The 17617-nt window shown below is 42.0% G+C and carries 9 protein-coding genes; 4 read left to right on the forward strand and 5 right to left on the reverse strand.

The annotated features are described in order from the left end of the window. Positions 1-503: 503 nt before the first annotated feature. Positions 504-2048, reverse strand: coding sequence for a sensor histidine kinase (locus V7K35_RS08630; protein WP_335078044.1), 1545 nt, complete (start codon positions 2046-2048; stop codon positions 504-506). 377 nt (positions 2049-2425) lie between these two features. Here V7K35_RS08630 and V7K35_RS08635 point away from each other — a divergent pair, with 377 nt between their 5' ends. The 3 genes from V7K35_RS08635 (at position 2426) to V7K35_RS08645 (ending at position 6761) form a co-directional block, all read left to right on the forward strand. Then, positions 2426-3247 carry an SDR family oxidoreductase gene (locus V7K35_RS08635; protein ID WP_335078046.1) on the forward strand — a complete coding sequence of 274 codons (822 nt, stop codon included), beginning with the start codon at positions 2426-2428 and terminating at the stop codon, positions 3245-3247. 548 nt (positions 3248-3795) lie between these two features. After that, positions 3796-5703, forward strand: coding sequence for a molecular chaperone DnaK (gene dnaK / locus V7K35_RS08640; protein ID WP_335078048.1), 1908 nt, complete (start codon positions 3796-3798; stop codon positions 5701-5703). Positions 5704-6125: 422 nt separating this feature from the next. Then, complete coding sequence (locus V7K35_RS08645) at positions 6126-6761, forward strand: acetoacetate decarboxylase family protein (RefSeq protein WP_335078050.1); 636 nt, start codon at positions 6126-6128, stop codon at positions 6759-6761. Positions 6762-7048: 287 nt separating this feature from the next. On the opposite strand, the gene V7K35_RS08650 is transcribed toward V7K35_RS08645, so the two are convergent. The 4 genes from V7K35_RS08650 to V7K35_RS08665 form a co-directional block, all read right to left on the reverse strand. Further along, positions 7049-7192 carry a hypothetical protein gene (locus V7K35_RS08650; RefSeq protein WP_335078052.1) on the reverse strand — a complete coding sequence of 48 codons (144 nt, stop codon included), beginning with the start codon at positions 7190-7192 and terminating at the stop codon, positions 7049-7051. Beyond that, a complete protein-coding gene (locus V7K35_RS08655) occupies positions 7167-13244 on the reverse strand; it encodes an nSTAND1 domain-containing NTPase (RefSeq protein WP_335078054.1) in 6078 nt (2025 codons plus the stop codon). Before V7K35_RS08655 ends, V7K35_RS08650 begins: the two co-directional genes overlap by 26 nt. Before the next feature lie 200 nt (positions 13245-13444). Then, positions 13445-14869: an ATP-binding protein gene (locus tag V7K35_RS08660; RefSeq protein WP_335078057.1), complete on the reverse strand. Its 1425-nt coding sequence runs from the start codon at positions 14867-14869 to the stop codon at positions 13445-13447. Positions 14870-14978: 109 nt separating this feature from the next. Then, positions 14979-16859: an ABC transporter ATP-binding protein gene (locus V7K35_RS08665; protein WP_335078059.1), complete on the reverse strand. Its 1881-nt coding sequence runs from the start codon at positions 16857-16859 to the stop codon at positions 14979-14981. Between the two features lie 77 nt (positions 16860-16936). On the opposite strand from V7K35_RS08665, the gene V7K35_RS08670 reads away from it, so the two are divergent. Beyond that, the gene (locus V7K35_RS08670; protein ID WP_335078061.1) at positions 16937-17488 is read left to right on the forward strand and encodes a GNAT family N-acetyltransferase; all 552 of its coding nucleotides are present in this window, start codon (positions 16937-16939) and stop codon (positions 17486-17488) included. Positions 17489-17617 lie beyond the last annotated feature (129 nt).

A 17617-nucleotide genomic window follows, 5' to 3' on the forward strand; every position in this document is an offset into this window, starting at 1 on the left:
GTGGTGCTATCTAATTTTACCTTTATTTAAAATTAACCAGAAAACAGCATCACAAACTTTTGCATAATCTATCTGGCTCAAAAAGTTAATAAAAGGAATTAAAATTTTAAGAAAAATATAATTAGTTAAATTATGAATAATTAATTTTTAATTCCTTGTTTTCCCAAGCTTACTGATGATTCTTAGCTAGAAGTTTTTGGTAGCGCGGCATAAATTTGGCGGAGCATCATGACTTGCCAATAAGGTATCTAAAATCTAAAATCTTCGACTGAGCGGCAAGAGCGTCTCTAAGAGGATGTTTGAAAAGTGTTTGACTGTGATTTTAATTGCGTTGTTACCCCCCTTAGTCCCCCCTTATAAAAGGGGGAAACAAGAAAGATCCGGTTCCCTCCCCTTTATAAGGGGAGGGTTAGGGAGGGGTAAAAAAATATTTAATACATCAATCACGAATTTTCAAACAACCTCTAAGAGTTGCCATCCAAAATCCAAAATTGTATTGACTCCTAACTTTTAGCTCCTGACTTATGCTTATTGCTAACTTCTAAAGGCAGGAAAATCGTCAAAACTTCCCCATAGTGTGGACGCTGGCGTACAATCAGTTTGCCACCGATCGCCTGAAACAAATGCTTGGTTGCGGCGATATTCAAACTAATCGTACCCGTTTCTGGTTGGAACATCAGTAATTGACCAAGTGCTTTGCGAATTGGTGGCGTTCCAGGTGTGGCAGCTTTATTGGAATCTTTGCAGATGAATTGGGGCGATAATTGTAACTTCAATTGATCTCCAGCCGGAATAACTTGTACTTGAATATGGCTACCAGCAGGTAAGCTGCGAGTGAAATTCTCTATCAACCCACTAAGTACCTGATCCAGTATTGTGGGATTGCTTACCACTGTTGGTAGTTGCTGAGGTAAGATAACATTTAAAGTTAAGTTCCGCCGATGCGCTGCTTGTTCCCAACGGGGAATGCTCTGTTGCAACACCTGATCTAAAGACATCGGCGTGAGTTGAGTTTTTGAAGATTTTACTGAGGCAGTAGTTTCCAGTTCTGCTGCCTTAAACAGCAACTCCATGCGGTCAATTTGCTCGGTACACTCGTGATCAATAATTTTTAAGCGATTAATCACGCTGGCATCTAAGTCTCGCCGCTTCAACAGCAAGCGAGTCATGGTGCGAATAGTTGTTAAAGGTGTGCGGACTTCGTGAGCGAAGGCTTGGAGCAATTCCACATCAGGATTTGGGGATTGGGCACTTGTACTGAGCGTTCGCGTAGCGTCTCGTAGAGAAGCCGTTGGCGCAGCCTCTCCAAGAGTTGTATTGGGGAAAACTCTGCTCCCCTGCTCAAGAGCTTCTTCCCCAGTCCTTAGTAAGGAGTCCCTAGTTTCTTCTACTTCTGTTAATTCCTGAAGCAACAATTGGCTAAACTCAAGTATGATGCGGCAATCTGGTGCTACCGGGGAATACTGTTGGACTAATGCATCCAGGCGGGCAAAAAATTCTGGATTAGCCAGCATTACCCTTGCTCCTAGCGATCGCCAAGCCTGCTGCACTACTTCTGGCTCAAAAGAAAATGAAAAGGTTTTTTTACCGTTTTTGTGTGTCGCTAAAACTAGCACTAATCTAAATTTATCTGTGAAAACTAAGCAAAACTGTTCTGCCCCTAGCGGATCGGCAGGTAATAAGGGAAGTACTGATTCATGGGGAGCAATTTCTTCATCTACAGATGCGTTGGCGTAGTCCGTTGTAGGCATCGCATCTGGCATCTGAAATGGCATCAGCGCCAAGGGGTTAAATGGTTTTGCCGTAAAAGTTACTGTCTGTAAGCTTTGAGTCAGTTTTGGCTGACTAAATAAGGGCGCTGGTGCAGCTAAAACTAATCCTTGGGTTACGTTTCTTAAACCACCTGCTAAAGTATTTGATAGCAAATGTTCTGTCGCTGCGAGGCTGACACGCCACTGCCGCTCTGCTTTAGCAGGTGAACATTCAGCTACACTTGATTGATTTTCAGCCAAGATTTCGCTCAGGCTTGGCAATATCCATTCGTACACAGGTTTTCACCCCTTAATTCAAGAGCGACTAACAGCGTCTAGGTAGACATTTGACTACTACTTAAGAGGTTATAGCTATTTGTGTACTGATGACAGTGGTAGAACCGAACAATTCGAGCGCAATTTCCCCTCTAAGTGCGATGTCTACGACGGGCTACGCCTACGCAGTTATTTATCGGTTGAAAAACACTTTAACCGGATTGTTGATTTCATGGGCTGATTCTAAAATTCCCAGTTGTCAGCCTGTAAGCTACAGAATTAACAGCCATTAGCAAAATTTTTAATCTGGGTCTATTTTTGCGATGTGCCGCAGCTGTGCCCGTTGTAGACATCGCATTTTTTAGTAGATTAGCAATAGACTATCTCAAAGGCATTTTATGACTTCTTTTGAAACTTCAGTTAAAGATTTGATCCTAGTTGCTGGTGCCACTGGTGGAGTGGGGCAACTGGTGGTGGGCAAGCTGCTAGAAAAGGGTTTGAAAGTTCGCGTCTTGACACGCAATGCTGCAAAAGCTGAAGAGATGTTTAACCAAAGAGTGGAAATTGCCGTTGGTGACATCCGCCAGCCAGCTACACTGCCAGCCGCAATGCCAGATGTCACCCACATCATAAATTGTACTGGAACCACTGCCTTTCCCTCTACGAAATGGGAGTTTGACCAATCCCCGAACTTGCTTGAATGGGGAACAATTTTTCTTAACCCCCAATCTAGTCAGGCAAAGGCAAAGAATAGTCCGGCAAAGGTCGATGCCCAAGGTGTAACCAACCTAGTGGCAGCAGCACCCCAAAATTTGAAGCGATTCGTTTTCGTCTCTTCTTGTGGAATTCTCCGTAAAGATAAGTTTCCTTTTAGTATTCTTAATGCTTTTGGCGTTTTGGATGCCAAACAAAAGGGCGAGGAGTCCATTATTAATTCCGGATTACCCTACACTGTTATCCGCGCAGGACGCCTTATTGACGGGCCCTATACCTCATCCGATCTCAATACCCTCCTGAAGGCAAAAACAGGGGGTAAATACGGTGTGGTACTAGGTACAGGGGATACACTTTCGGGTGATGCCAGCCGGATTGACGTAGCCAACGCTTGTGTGGAATGCCTTTTTCAGCCAAGTAGTGCTAGGAAAATTTTTGAACTCGTCAACCAAGGACAAAGACCACCTGTAATTGATTGGGAAACTCTTTTCTCTAGGCTTGAGTGAGTGCTGTTAGCGGATAGCTATGGTTGAGCCAGTGCTGAGTAATATTTTATCCAATGCCCCATACAACTCTTGGAGAAGGTGCGCCGACAGGTACGCTCAGGACAAGTGCCCAATCCCCAAATATTGCCGATTATACGTAATCACGGAAGCGATCGCCCTTTTTAATCTCGTTCTATCCTCAGTGCTTTTGTAATTTATTACCTCTAAAGACGGCAAACACCACTCTGCCGTTACGGTTCACCCTAATTACTGAAAGTATTAATTCTCATACATTAGACGAAGAGAAGGAAATTAATCCATGAACCAACTAAAAAAACTATTTAGTTAGTTTAACCGTCCTAAGCAAGGTTCGGGAAACCACCCTTCATGGACTGGCTACCACTAAGCTTCAGTATATATATCAGCATAGTCTGGAGTTTTAACCCCAGGGAAGCCAAACCAAAGGTCTTCATGCTGAACTGGCTGATTTATTGACCCTGTTGGTTCAAAATTTAGTCCTTTATATTCTCATTCATTCATTTGTAGTTATACGGAGCCAGCACCTAAAAATGGCAAAAGTAGTTGGAATTGACTTAGGAACAACGAACTCCTGCGTGGCAGTGATGGAAGGTGGTAAACCCACAGTAATTGCTAATGCTGAAGGTTTTCGGACAACGCCATCAGTGGTCGCATTTGCGAAAAATGGTGACAACTTGGTTGGTCAAATCGCCAAACGCCAAGCGGTGATGAACCCCGAAAATACGTTTTACTCAGTCAAACGCTTTATCGGACGCCGCTACGACGAAGTTAGTAACGAAGCTACGGAAGTTTCTTACAAAGTCCTCAGCAGCAACGGCAATGTTAAATTAGATTGTCCTATTGTTGGTAAACCGTTTGCCCCGGAAGAAATTTCTGCGAAAGTTCTTCGCAAACTAGTTGAAGATGCCAGCAAATATCTGGGCGAAACCGTAACCCAAGCTGTAATCACCGTTCCGGCATACTTTAACGACTCCCAACGGCAAGCGACGAAAGACGCTGGTAAAATTGCAGGTATTGAAGTTCTGCGGATTATCAACGAGCCTACCGCTGCTTCTCTAGCATATGGATTTGATAAGAAGAGTAACGAAACCATTCTCGTATTTGACCTTGGTGGTGGTACCTTCGACGTATCTGTACTGGAAGTAGGAGATGGAGTTTTTGAAGTACTAGCCACATCTGGTGATACCCACCTCGGCGGTGACGACTTCGATAAAAAAATAGTTGACTTCTTAGCTGAGAAGTTCAAGAAAGCCGAAGGCATTGAGCTGCGGAAAGACAAACAAGCCTTACAGCGTCTGACGGAAGCCGCAGAAAAAGCCAAAATTGAGCTTTCTAGCGTCAGCCAAGCAGAAATGAACCTGCCATTTATTACCGCTACCCAGGATGGCCCCAAGCACCTGGATACAACCCTGACTCGCGCCCAGTTTGAAGAACTTTGCTCTGACTTAATCGACCGTTGCCGTATTCCTGTGCAAAACGCTCTTCGGGATGCCAAGTTAAACAAAGGCGATATTGATGAAGTGGTGTTAGTTGGTGGTTCTACCCGCATTCCCGCAGTCCAACAGATTGTGAAGCAGGTATTGGGTAAAGACCCCAACCAAAGCGTCAACCCCGATGAAGTCGTAGCAGTTGGTGCAGCCATTCAAGCCGGGGTACTGGCTGGTGATGTAACTGGCATCTTGCTGTTAGATGTGACACCGCTATCTTTGGGTGTAGAAACCTTAGGCGGCGTGATGACCAAAATTATCCCCCGCAACACGACAATTCCTACCAAAAAATCTGAAGTCTTCTCCACCGCAGTGGATGGTCAAACCAACGTAGAAATTCATGTCCTTCAAGGTGAACGTGAATTCTCTAACGATAACAAGAGCTTGGGAACCTTCCGCCTCGATGGTATTCCTGCTGCACCACGCGGTGTTCCTCAAATTGAAGTAGTGTTCGACATTGATGCCAACGGTATCCTTAACGTCACAGCTAAGGACAAGGGTACTTCTAAAGAACAGTCCATCAGTATAACCGGTGCTTCCACCCTGGATAAAACTGACGTTGACCGGATGGTAAGAGAAGCTGAACAAAACGCTTCATCTGACAAAGAACGGCGTGAAAAGATTGAACGCAAGAACCAAGCCGACTCCTTAGCATACCAAGCTGAGAAGCAGCTACAAGAATTGGGCGATAAAGTTCCCGCTGCTGATAAGACCAAAGTCGAAGGTTTGGTGAAAGAAGTGCGGGAAGCAGTTGCTAAAGACGACGATGAGCAAATCAAGAAGCTCACTCCAGAATTGCAACAAGCACTATTCGCTGTTGGTAGCAATATCTATCAACAAGCTGGTGGCGGTGCTACACCTGGTGCTGAACCTCAAGATGGTGGTTCCACATCTAGCTCTGGTAGCAGTGGCGACGATGTAATTGATGCTGATTTTACAGAGAGCAAATAATTCCCTTACCTCTTTTGGGAAGATTATTTTGTCCCACCTCATATTTCCCACCCAGGATTTGCCTGGGTGGGGATTTTTTATGTGCCGATTTGCTAATAGATAATGGGTTATACCAATTCTCTATGAAGATGCACAGAATATTAAACGAACCGCCAAGTACGCCAAGAGCGCCAAGAATGGAGAGTTACTCATTTAATGCAGCTTCACATTAAATTGGTATTAGAAGTTACACAAAAATCGCTCTTAATTAATTTCTCGAACCGCCATCTCTACGAGAGGCTTCCGCCAACGCGTAGTGTCTCCAGTCTGGCAAAGAAAAACGCCAATCAATTGTAGAGTCTGCGTAAGTCCTATAGGTGATAAGTATAGCAAAAGTTAAAAAGCAAATCCAAAATCCAAAATCCAAAATCCAAAATCGTTTTATGCCATATCCACAAGCACCTTGGACACTTCAAGGCTACGCTATCCAAACTCTGCATTTGGTAAATATTGACCGAGTGCGCCCCTTGATTCCGTTAGAGTTAAAAATTATTTCTGTATGGCCTGGTAAAACTCTCGCTAGTGTGTATTTATCTAATTACCGATCAGGCTCGGTACTGGAGTACAGTGAGTTAATTATTGCCCCGGCTTTGGTTAATTACCAGAGCAAAATCGGCGCTTGGATTTCTCACATTTATGTAGATAATGCTGATTCAGTGGCTGGTGGTCGAAAAATTTGGGGACTACCGAAGGAACCAGCTGAGTTTACCTGGGAACAAGGAGAGCGTGTTACTGTGCATCAGGAAAACCGGAAGCTGTGTAGTCTTAACTATAATCGGCAGAACTTGGCATGGCGACAATGGTTAAGTGCCTCTACTTTCAGCGCCAAGGGTGCTGATTTGCTGATATTCCCTGCTGCATTTGAGTCTGTATTGGGTTTGATTAGCTCTAAGTTAGAAATCCCCGCCGAAAGTCCTTTTTCTGGAATAGGTTTAGGTCAGCCCTGGTTAACTGTGCGTTGTGAGCAGATGAGTCTGCAGGTGGATGCGCCAAAAGTGGTAGGTCAGATTGGTATCTAGTATATTGTGGCGTCAGTTTGCCTACCTTTAACAAAGGGATTTTGCGCTTTTGCTTGTCTAGTTAATTGAGAGATCAAAACTTACAATGATCTGGATTATGACTTACGCAAAAATTACCAAAAAGCTTAATTTATCGAACCGCCAAGACGCCAAGAGCGCCGAGAATTCGTAGAGTGTGCGTAAGTCCTATGGATAAAATAAATTAAGCAAGAACGTCGGAGCATGGTTGCTAAATGGATAGTTGCCAACTAGCGATCGCACACTGGAGATAGATGATTTCAGCACGTCTACAGGTTTGCTGAAAGTGCCAGTACTGTTGTATATCGAACACTTACCTTTCTAAATGCGATCGCAGTTTTACCATTAGAAATGCGATCGCACTGATTATATTCTAAAATTGCTCTTTCACTTTTGGTTGTAAATGTCGTCACAGAGATAGCGATCGCTTTCTGCTTTCGGGTTATTCTTCAGATAATCATGCGCCTCATCACAACCGCGTTTGAGAAGTTGATTTAAGTCAAAATCCCAAACTGAAGCTCTATCACCCCCGCTTGCAATACTCTTACCATCTGGACTAAAAGTCACATTCTGACTGCCAAAGCGCTCAAAATTTGTTAACAAACTACCATCCAGACTCCAGAGTTTCACTTTTTGAGCGCTAGCTGAAGCTATTATCTTGCCATCGGGGCTAAAGCTGACACTAGTAACAGGCTCATCGCTGGTTAAAGTTGTCAAACTTTTGGTTTCTTTACCGTTCACGCTCCAAAGTTTCACAGTGTTGTCTTTACTAGCAGAGGCTATTGTCTCACCGTTGGGACTGAAATTCACACTTGTGACTGCATTACCGTGTTCGTTAAAAGTCTTAATTACCTTACCATCAGGTCGCCAGAGTAGAACAGTTTTATCATCACTAACTGAGGCAATCAGCTTACCATCTAGGCTAAAACTAACATCGTTAACCTGTTTGTTATGCCCTTTAAAGGTATAAAGTAGCTTGCCATCACGCTGCCAAAGTTTTACAGTTTTATCCTTACTGGCTGAAGCAATTAACTGGCCATCGGGGCTAATACTCACACTTGTGATTTCATTACTATGACCTAACAAAGTTTTTAACAATTGTATTTCTTTGTTTGGTTCACGAGTCAGCTGCCAAAGTTTTACTGTGTCATTACCCCCGACAATTGCTATTGTCTGGTTATTAGAGACATATTTTACCTGTCCAACCCAATTGCCTTTGCCGTTGATAGTATTTAGCAAAGATAATTTTATACTTGCTTTGTCATCAAGTTTCCAGAATTGTACGGCATTCTCACCTGTGCGAATAGCTATAGTATGACTATCTGAGCTAAAACTCATGTGCTGCTCAAGGGAAAAATTGTTAAATCGCTCAATATCTGGATTACTTAGATTAGGAAAAATTTTGAGGAAAGTACCGTCAGTCCGCCAGATTTCTAAAGTGTGCTCATTGGTTTGTATGGCTAAGATTTGACCATCTGGGCTAAAACTAATTTTTGGATACATATTATAGTGATCTGGACTGAACCTTTCTGTTTTAAGTTCAATAGTGCTGATTGGTTTACCATCGCGCCGCAAAAGTTTTAGCCTATTATTCCCCTCGAAAGTAACTAGAGTTTGGTAATCAGGACTGAAACTATTTACTTGTTTATCAACAGTTGAAAGTACAGAGCCATCCAGCTTCCAGAGAGTCACTTTATCCTTTTGAGCTTTGGTGACTATTGTTTGACTATCAGAAGTGAAACCTTCGACATTCATGTAGTCTGTTTTGTTCTGTTTCTTCAAGGTTGTGAGTAAAGTGCCATCAATCTGCCACAGTTCTACCTCTTGATTATCACCATAATCTCCTTTTTTAATAGCTACCATCTCACCATTAGGGCTAAAAGTAACCGACATAAGCTTATTAGACCTAATAGTTCTTGTTATTTTACCGTCTTGTCGGAGAAATTTTACTGTGTTATCAGCGTTCCAAATAGCTAAAGTTTTACCATTTGGACTGAAACCTATACTTTTATGTTTATCTTGATAATTATAATCGGGAATTCCGCTATTATCTTTAATGGTTGTGATTAAGCTGCCATCCCATCGCCAGATGTTGATAGTTTTATCTTTACTGCGTGTTGCAAGGGTCTCTCCATCTGCACTGAAACTAATTTCAGAGATAGTATCTTTGTGACCTTTAAGAGTTGCGATCGCTTTACCATCACTTGCCCATAGTTGTATTGTGTTATCATTTTTGACCAGAGCAATTTTTTGCCCATTAGGACTAAAACTCCCGTTAACAAGCTCATTTGGGAGAGTTCTATTAGAAGTACCATCACGCCGCCACAGTTGCACTCTACTGTCCTGACTAGCAGAGGCTAGAATTTGATTGTTAGAGCTAAAACTGATTGCTGAATTACTCCCAGGCAAGGTTATTTTCTGAGTGCCGTGACGCTGCCAGAGTTGGACTTTATTGTACACATTACTGTTGTAATAATTATAGTTTTGATTAATAGAGGCAACTAGCTTCCCGTCTGAACTAAAATTAACTTTTCTAGATGTACCATCATCAAAGGTTTTCCAATCCTCGCTTTCCATACTCCAAAGTTTCACGGTTTTGTCCTCACTGGCAGAGGCGAGGAATTTACTGTCAAAACTGAAACTCATGCTAGTAATATTATTTTTATGCCCTTCAAGCTTTAAGATATTTTCTGTGTCCCACGAGTTTTGTATATTCCAAGGTTGTACCTGTACAAAGTTGTTACTCTCAAAACCTGAAGCTACAATCTGACCATTAGGACTCCAATTTATCAAATTTGGAGAAACACCATACATCCCAATTGTTGTATATATACTTTTGGTAGTCACTAAAGTGCCATCACGTCGCCACAGTTTAATCGTCGTCGTATTATCACCACTTAATGAGATAATAGTCTGAGCATTGGGGACAAAACTAACGTTAGTGATTCTTTCATTATTATTAATTGTTTTAATCTGTTTACCGTCTAGACTCCATAGCTTTATGGTTTTGTCCTCACTAGCAGAGTCAATTAGCTTACCATCAAGGCTGAAACTAACACTGGTAATACTCCCATTGTGACCAGCGAAGTTTTGGATTACTTTGCCATCTAGACTCCACAGTTTAACCAGCCAGTCTTTACTACCAGAGATCACTTTCTGACCATCTGGACTGAAGCCAACGCTAGTAATCCCTTCTGTATGTCCAGCGAATTTTTGGATTTCTTTGCCGTTTAGACTCCAAAGTTTTATAGTTTTATCTTCACTACCTGAAACAAACTTCTGGCTATCAGGGCTGAAGCTGATACTAGTAATTTTCTGATCATGTGCCTTGAAAGTTTTAATTTCTTTGCCATTTCGATTCCACAGTTTTACTGTCCCATCTTCACTTCCAGAAACTAATTTTTCGCCGTCAGGGCTAAAATTAACGCAGGTGACACTATCGTTATAACCCTCTAAAGTATTACGTTGTTTTATGGTATAGACTATATCTTGTAGTGTCGTAACTACTTGCATTTGGGTTTCAGATTTAACTCCAACTGACCACCACTGTTGCAATCGTCTGCTTGCTTTTAAACTTTTTACCAGTGCTTCTAAATCTTGGTTTGATTTTAGCAGCCCTTTTGCTTCAGTATTCAAAGATATCAGTTGGGCATTGTTTTGATTTATCCACAACAGTGGTAAGAATATTGCTAATCCACCAGTAACTACACCCAATGCTACTTTCCAGACTAAGCCTCTACGTGTCTCTAAAAGTTGCTGTTTAAGAACTTCATTCAATTTCGCTTCTGTCAGCTTTCGTTGTTCTCTCTCTTTTTCCAACTCAGCAATTAATCTAGCTGATTGTTGCTGTCGCACAAATGGCACTAAATAATCATGTACTAGCTGATAGCGGTCAGCAGGTGATGCTGGCACTCTTAGCACTAACCCTGATTTCACTAAGATTTCTAAAACTAAGTCGAACTTTTCAGTTTTTACATCTAACTCTAATTCCAAATCAGCACGAGTTTTTAAAGGGCGGGTATTATTTTCATCCGTGAGCAAATATAAAACTAGTTTAGCGATTTGTTCATTATCAGAACCACAGTCTTGGACAATTTCTTCTAAAAATCGCCCAACAAAGTTTTCTTTAGGGCCATGTTGTTGATACTGTTCTAGCTTCGTTATTTTTTCTGTTTGTAATTGCGTTCCTACTACTTGCAATTCAATGGGGCGTACCTCACCTAAGTCTCTAGCTAAATCTTTCACCAATTCATCAATTAATGGTGCTTCAAAAACTAACTGGCTTTTTTGAGTTAAATTTTGAATAATTAATTTAGCGTCTTCTAATGAAAAGTTATCCAAGTAGTAGAGAATATCTTTATCTAAAATATTGTTATTAATTACATCAAAATCAGCAAGGCGATTGTTACACTCTAATAGATAATGTAAATAATCTTCACGTAAAGATAAGATAACCTTTATATAAGGAATATCTAAGCAAGTACGCAAAAATTCGTAAAATCTTCGTCTATTGCTTGGATCTTTGTAAATGAAGAAAAATTCTTCAAATTGATCAAAGATTAAAACTGTCAGTAGATTATAATCATCATGTTTTTCTAATTGGTTGAGGATAGACTTTTCCCCATCTACGTCTCCTGTTTGAGGAGGAGAATATTCATAGCTTCTGCCTTCATAGGGAATGCGCGGTAAGTCAGAAATAGCATCTCGTAAACAGTTGCCTAATTCTATAATCCAATCTGGATAAACTTGCTGTAAAACAGGTAAGACATCACGGACACCAATGGATCTTTGCTTCAATGCGGGGATTAATCCAGCCTGTAAAATTGAACTTTTCCCAACACCTGATTGTCCATGAATGATTGTTAGTTTCCGGTCATGTTGACCCATGCGCTCGATCAGGCGATTAATATCTTGCTGTCTTCCCGAAGCAGCAATTTCTGTGGCTACTGTTGCTTGCTGTTCAACGGATGGTAAGGCCGGGTTATTTATTGTTTGTTGTGCTTGTAACCTACCTGCACCAATGAATGCACGGAAACCATATTGCTGTTCAAGCGATCGCTGTTCTTGTTTAAGATGAAATGCAGTTCGATATTCACCTTTTTGAAAGTAGTTTGCTCGTAACTCTGCCAAAATTTGAATGTAAAGCTCTGGATCGTATTGTGCTTTGGTTTCTGCTTTGGCAGTTTCTAAGGTTTGCAGTGCTGCTTCTGGTTGATTGAGTGCAGATTGCGATCGCGCTAACGCAAACAAATACCAACCCTGATGATACGACCTTTCCCAATCTAAATCTGCTTTCATCTCCTCTGAGACTGGCTCAGATGTATCTATTTGCCCGCTATCTAGCAGAGAAAGCGCTTGTTGTGCCGTTTGCTTTGCCTCGTTCCAAGCGGATTTAGCGATTAGCACCTCAGCTAGAAAGCTATAAGCTCTGGCTAGTTTAAACTGATTGGGATAGGTTTGATGCAACACAATTGCTTTATTAGCAACAGCTTCCAACTCTTTCCACTGGTGCAAATTTTGCAGTGCAGAACCCAAAGCGTTGATAAATTTTGCTACCAAATCTTGACGATTAGCTTGCTCAAATACCTCAATACATTCCTGAAAATAATCTTTAGCACAACCAGTAGCACTATCCTGTTCAGGGTGATGTAACACTGCATAGGTACGCCACCAAAGTCCTAAAGAGTAAAGTAAACAAGCGCGTCGTTCTAGAAAGCGGGGTGATGGGGAATCATTGACAAAAAGTGCTAAACTACGCTGGTAATATTGCCTTGACAATTCTAGCGAACTAGAATTCGCTCGACCTAGCATAAATTCCAAACTCGCTTCTAGCTCAGGATTGAGATTCAAACGACGATTTTGTAAATCATGCCATGCTGATTCCAACTCAACTCGGCGTGGAGAGCCAACTTGTAAATTTAGCGCCGTACTCTCTAGATATCTGCCTGCACCAGCGGCTAAAACTTTTTCAAAGACTTCATCAGCAGTTTGCTGAATAAAATCAATTAAATCATCAGTGGCGATCGCAAATTCAACGATGGTACTCCAACTGTATAAATCTGGTGCTAATCGCATCAGTTTGTGCAGCACGTCATCCGTTACCCACAACACCAAGGGGAAGTGAAAGTTTTTTCTAAACTCCTCCCTGACCTGATTAGCACCACTCAGCACTTGTTCTAGCTTGCTAACTGATTCTAAACCAGATACTACCAGTGCTTGGGGATGCTCAGAACCGAGTAAATTTTGGATAGTCTGAAAAAATGTTTTAATCGACTTATCCAAAACTATTTCCCGAATTTTCAAATCGCTCGATGCTTGCAGACTTTGCACCAAACGCCTTCGCAAACTAGCTCCATTACAGACTGCCAAAATCAGGGAAAATTCTTCTTGAGAAGTAGCGATCGCCCATGCTAATTCTTGTAAAGAATTTTCATTGTCGGTTGCGAGTGGCTGTGGATGACTCATGACTAGACCTCGCTTATAGGGAGTAGGAGCAGGGGAGGCAGGGGGAGAAATAACTTATAATTTTTAACTCCAAACTCCTAATTCCTAACTCCAGAAACAGACGCGATTAATCGCATCTCTCCTCCTGACTCCTGTACAGACGCGATTAATCGCGTCTCTCCTCCTGACTCCTGTACAGACGCGATTAATCGCGTCTCTCCTTAAAGCCGCAACCCTGGTGCTTCTGCCAAAATCGGATTAATTTCAAACCAAGACCCCTGAGTATCTCGGTACTCATAGACGAATCGACTGTGTACCAAAATTCGGTATCCATCATCGCCACTTACCCATTTTCGCTGTTGTACTTGGCGCAACAAGCCCCACTCATCATCTGTGATTGCTAAGGTCATTTGATTGCAGTAGGCTCTAATTACAGTTTCTAACCCTGCACGCGATAAAGGTAGTTTTCTTTCCTTTTTGATCCAATCGTTGAGCAGTCTAAGTAATTCGCGGACATGACCGCCACTAATTCGGCAGAGTCTTTCTAATGTTTCTGGAGTATCAAAAATCTCTGTAATCCAGTCGAGGCGATCCTCTGGCTGATTATCAGGATAAGCTCTTGCTAGTATCATCTGTGCCAATAGTGCCATACCTTCAGCGCATTCACTGCCATCGCGTAATTGCACTGGCACCATCGGTAACACTTTTGGATAGACCATAAACCGCTGTGTTAACCTGCTCAAGTCGTTGGAAAACATCAACTCTAAAGGCATGGTGTAAACTACGTGGCACTTGAGTTGAGTTAATTGTTCTCCCCGATCTACAAATAGATATTCAGGCTGAGGTCGTCCCCAAGACTTGTTAGCAGTCTCAACGCGATCAAGATTATCGACAATTACCACTAGTCCTTTTTTGCCGTGTTGCTTCAGTTTAACTATGGCAGGTTCGAGTAGTTCCTCGTTAATTACATCTATAATGCCTTTTGTGCGTGGCCCTAAATATTCTCTTAACTTGTTGCGAAGTTCAGGGCTATTTTTGGCTTTGGCTGTAATCTTGCCAATGCCTAGTGCTACCACCGATACTCCTTCTTTCTCATTTGCTTTCAGTTCTCCAATACCTGGAATTTTCGCTTCAGCAGCAAACTTGCCCTCAGTACTCGCAGAAACTTTACCAATGCCAGGAATTGATGCTTCGGCAGAAATTTCAACTTCTGTCATCAACAGTTTAGCGGCTCCTTGAAGTATTTTCTTCAGACCTTGGGGTTCAGGAATTTCCAGTTTTTCTAAGCTATCAAGACTTTCACTAACTCGACGAGCTACGCTCAATAAAATATCACTGATATCGACATCACCCATTTCTAAGTCTTGACTGGACTCAAAATATACCACATGGAAGTCTGCTTGCTCTAATTCTGCTTTCAGTCTGAGCAATTCTGTAGATTTGCCGCAGCCGATGTGTCCTGTAAATAATTCGCAGGTAGTCCCTTCAGGTGAAAAAAATGTGATATTCTCCTTTAACTCCTCAATGATCCTGCCACCGCGCACTGAAGAAAAATCAATATAGTACTTTCTATCCTCAGCATTTTCCACAGCCAAGGTCTTGCTAGGGTTGCAAGCTTGGTAAAACTTCTGTAAATCCAGTTTCATTAACTACCTCACAACAAGGCTTTTCTTTATTGTCAACACAAACCCTGTTACATATTCCGCAAAATTAAGTCATTTTTGTAGTAAATGTGAGTTTTTGCCGATCTCTAGTCTAAGTTCCCAACATCTGCAAGTTATGTAAAGTAGCGTAAAGCCCTCCCTGTTGCAGTAGTTGATCATGACTTCCCTGCTCGATTAATTCGCCACGCTTCAAAACAAAAATCCGGTCTACATTGCGAATCGTAGACAGGCGGTGAGCGATAATAATTGCGGTACGTCTGAGCAAAAGCTCGTTTAATGCCTCTTGAACTAAAGCTTCTGTACCAACATCTAAACTAGCAGTAGCTTCATCTAGTACCAAAATTTGAGGATTGCGAATGGCAGCCCGCGCAAAGGCTAAAAGTTGCTTTTGACCACTAGAAATATTTGTACCCCGTTCTCGAAGTTGAGTATCATACCCTTGGGGTAGTTCTTCTATAAACTGGGCAACATTGGTTTGCTCTGCTGCTTGTTGAATCTGTTCAACGGTATAGCCATCTCCTAAAGAAATGTTGCTTTTAACATCGCCAGCAAACAAAAAGCCTTCTTGGAGAATTACTGCCATGTAGCGCCGTAATTCTGCCTGTGGTACTTCCCGAATATCGATACCATCGATGAGAATGCGTCCTTGGGTGGGTTCGTAGAGGCGGCACAAAAGACGGATAATTGATGTTTTACCCGCACCTGTGGGGCCGACTAATGCCACTTTTTCACCAGGATGAATAGTGAAATCTAAGTCTTTAATTACGTAATCATCATTTTTGTAAGCAAACCAGACGTGATCAAAGCGAATTTCTCCGAGTTCAGGCGGGGAAGTCAGGTCTAGGGATTGTAGATTTGCAACTATCTCATCTATATAGCCGAATTTAGCATCAAATATTGAAAAGCGCACATTGGCGCGATCGCGGATTTCTATCGGTTCATCTAATATATCGCCTACGCGTTCAATGGCAGTGAAACCAGCTTGAATTACTGTAAATTTTTCCGCAAAATCCCTTAAAGGGTCAAATAATCGCTGGGCATACAATACAAATGCAGACAAAGTTCCAAAAGTCAAGCTTTTTCCCAACAGTAACGAACCACCCATCAACAAAACAGCTGCGATCGCAATCAGACCAATCCATTCTAAGGTTGCTGAAATAAATGAATCATAAAAGATGGTTTGATCCATTTGCTGAGTGTATTGACTGTTCGTGGCGCGAAACAATTCGGCATTGAATTTTTCCCTGCGGAACAGCTGCACCACGTTAATGCCGAGGACATTTTCTTGTAACTGTGAATTCAGGGTAGAAAGTTCTTCCCGTCCTTTGTAATTGGCTTTGCGGTACTGTTGCTGAATGTAAACAATTAACCAGGTTACTGGTAACAACATCAATAGCAGCAAGCAAGTGAGTTGCCATTGGATGGAAAACATTAAACCCAAAATCACCAGCATGGAAAACAAATTGGACACAATGCCAATTGCCCCAGTAGAAAAGACATCGCCTAACACTTCCACATCGCTGGTGATTCTGGTGATTAATTTACCTACGGGCGTGCGGTCAAAAAAGCGTACTGCTAAAGATGTTACATGGTGGAATAAGTCTTGGCGAATTGCTGCGGTGATTTGTTGCCCTAACTTCTGGACTAAATAACCCTGGTAGCCTGTCACAATCAATCGGATTGCGATCGAAATTACCAATAATCCCTCCAGGATATTTAGCCCTTGCGACAAGGGGCGATTCCTCAGAAATTCGTAAGTGCTTGGTTCATTGCGAATTAGGGAGATAGTTTGGCCAATCAACAGTGGTTGTATGGCATTAGCTAGCGCGATCGGTATGAGTAGGCACATCGACAGCGTTAACAGTCCTCCGCTACGACGGGCATAAGGCACTAAACGCAAAAACAACCGCCAGTCATTTTCACTGCGACGATGTTGCGGATAAGATTTTTTGAGAGATTGGTAGATGCTCATAGTAAGAGCATTATATTAATGTTTGCAAAAAAAAATACGCTTGTTTAAAGTAGTGTTTGGCCTCCTGCTCTGATATCATGCCTGAGATAGAAACTGCAAGACTGCTACTGAGACCATGTATTCCTCAAGACCTGGATGAACTTGCTCCCATTTTGAGCAACCCAGCAGTTATGAGGTATTCATCCAGAGGATCGATACCAAAAGATCAGGTCAAAGAAGTAACACAGGAAATATTAAAATTTTTTATTACACACTGGCAACAGCACGGTTTTGGTGTCTGGGTTGTAGTGGAAAAAGCCACCACCAAATTAATTGGTCATTGTGGGCTGAATTTTTTACCAAATAGCCCTGAAGTCGAAGTTCTCTATCGGTTAGACGAAGCTTATTGGAATCAAGGAATTGCCACCGAAGCCGCAAAGGTAAGTTTGAGGTATGGCTTTGAGGAAGTCAAGCTAGATCATCTCGTCGCCATCACTGCACCAGAACATATAGCTTCGCGTCGTGTAATGGAGAAATGCGGCTTAAAATATCAGAAAAATGCTCAGTTTTATAACTTAGATGTAGTATATTATGCTCTGGCTCGTTCAGAATGGCGATCGGATGATTCTCTTTACATTTTGCAACTTTAAATTGGGGTCATTATCCGGCTATTACTGCTACAACAATTCGCACCCAGCTAGAGAAGCAAGGAACTCCAATTGGTTCGATCGCACTTGCACTTCGAGCAACTCTTGTTACTCACAATGTCAATGAATTTT

This window comes from Nostoc sp., assembly GCF_036917275.1.
Lineage (GTDB): Bacteria > Cyanobacteriota > Cyanobacteriia > Cyanobacteriales > Nostocaceae > Nostoc.